Genomic DNA, 1,227 nt, shown 5'->3' on the forward strand with positions numbered 1-1,227 from the left:
GTCGTAGCTGAAGTAGTCGTTGCTGAACCAGTCGTTGCTGAACCAGTCGTTGCTGAACCAGTCGTTGCTGAACCAGTCGTTGCTGAACCAGTCGTTGCTGAACCAGTCGTTGCTGAAGAAGTCGTTGCTGAACCAGTCGTTGCTGAACCAGTCGTTGCTGAAGAAGTCGTTGCTGAAGCAGTCGTTGCTGAAAAAGTTGTAGCTGCACCAGTAAAAGCTAAGCAAGTGAAAACCAATCAGCTCAAAGCCAAGTCATTTAAAGGCAAAGCACATGCGCCAATGACAAAGCCAGCGGCAGCAGAAGTTAGTACTCAAGCAATACCAACAGAAGCTCTAACCGTTGATCAGAGAACAGCAGTAGCTCGTTCTAATCAATCAGCAGCAAGAGGTTTTGCAACAAGTACCAGTGCAGCAGGTCCAACGAAACCTTAAGCGCTTCTATAATTGCATAATGAAAAGCCAGTCAATTGACTGGCTTTTTTGTGCATGGATGACGGTGCATAATAGCTAGTTATCAGTAGCTCTAATGGCTCATAGCCAATAGCATTATAACGTTAGATATTCTTTATTCTTCGCAAGAAACTTCTCACCAATCCCTTTCACGTTAGTTAATTCAGCTACTGATTTAAATGGGCCATAACTATCTCGATACTCAATAATTGCGGCGGCTTTTTTCATGCCTATACCTTTCAGAGAACTGAGTTGTGTAGCAGATGCTTTATTTAAATTCACACGCATTTCTACGCTTTGTTTATTTTCAGCAGCCGTTTCATTTGCGTAAGCGGTAGTTAAAGCCGGGGTTAAAGCTAAGGCGAAAGCCAATAGTGAGGGTTGTAAAATTTTCATAAGTAGTTCCTTTACCTAAAATTGTAAATGTATAACCACACCCTGTGGTTACTATTAGCTTAGAACAGAGTTTTACTTTGTCAAAATATTTAAAAGGGGCCAAAGTAAACTAATATATTCGCGCTGTTAGTTAACTTACACCACGTCAACCAGTGTCAACTACTCACTGTCAAGCATGGGGGTCCCGACCTTCGTCGGAATGACGGTATATATTTTCTGAATAATGGGGTTAAGCTACTATTTGTTAACTTACGCCACGTCATATAAAAGAAGAAGCCCCTAAATAAATTATTACTTAAGGGCTAAGCTAGAGTGAGAAGAAGAGGCTAAGACGTCAAAAGCTTTTAGCTTCTCGGGATGCAAAAGCCTCTTCTTACTCTA

General features: G+C 41.6%; 2 protein-coding genes. One reads left to right on the forward strand and one right to left on the reverse strand.

Annotated elements, in window-relative coordinates; genetic code table 11:
• On the forward strand, positions 1-432 hold a 432-nt coding region (locus tag ND16A_RS21465; protein ID WP_033076567.1), incomplete at its 5' end, for a hypothetical protein.
• Between the two features lie 114 nt (positions 433-546).
• Here ND16A_RS21465 and ND16A_RS14345 read toward each other — a convergent pair.
• Entirely contained in the window at positions 547-846 is a 300-nt protein-coding gene (locus ND16A_RS14345; protein ID WP_033076568.1) for a ComEA family DNA-binding protein, read from the reverse strand.
• Between the last annotated feature and the right edge of the window lie 381 nt (positions 847-1,227).

The organism is Thalassotalea sp. ND16A (assembly GCF_000764205.1).
Classification (GTDB): Bacteria; Pseudomonadota; Gammaproteobacteria; order Enterobacterales; family Alteromonadaceae; genus Thalassotalea_A.

Bases quoted from the DNA above. Each gene is read 5' to 3' on its own strand.
- ND16A_RS14345 (WP_033076568.1), bottom strand. From the start codon at position 846: ATGAAAATTTTACAACCCTCACTATTGGCTTTCGCCTTAGCTTTAACC.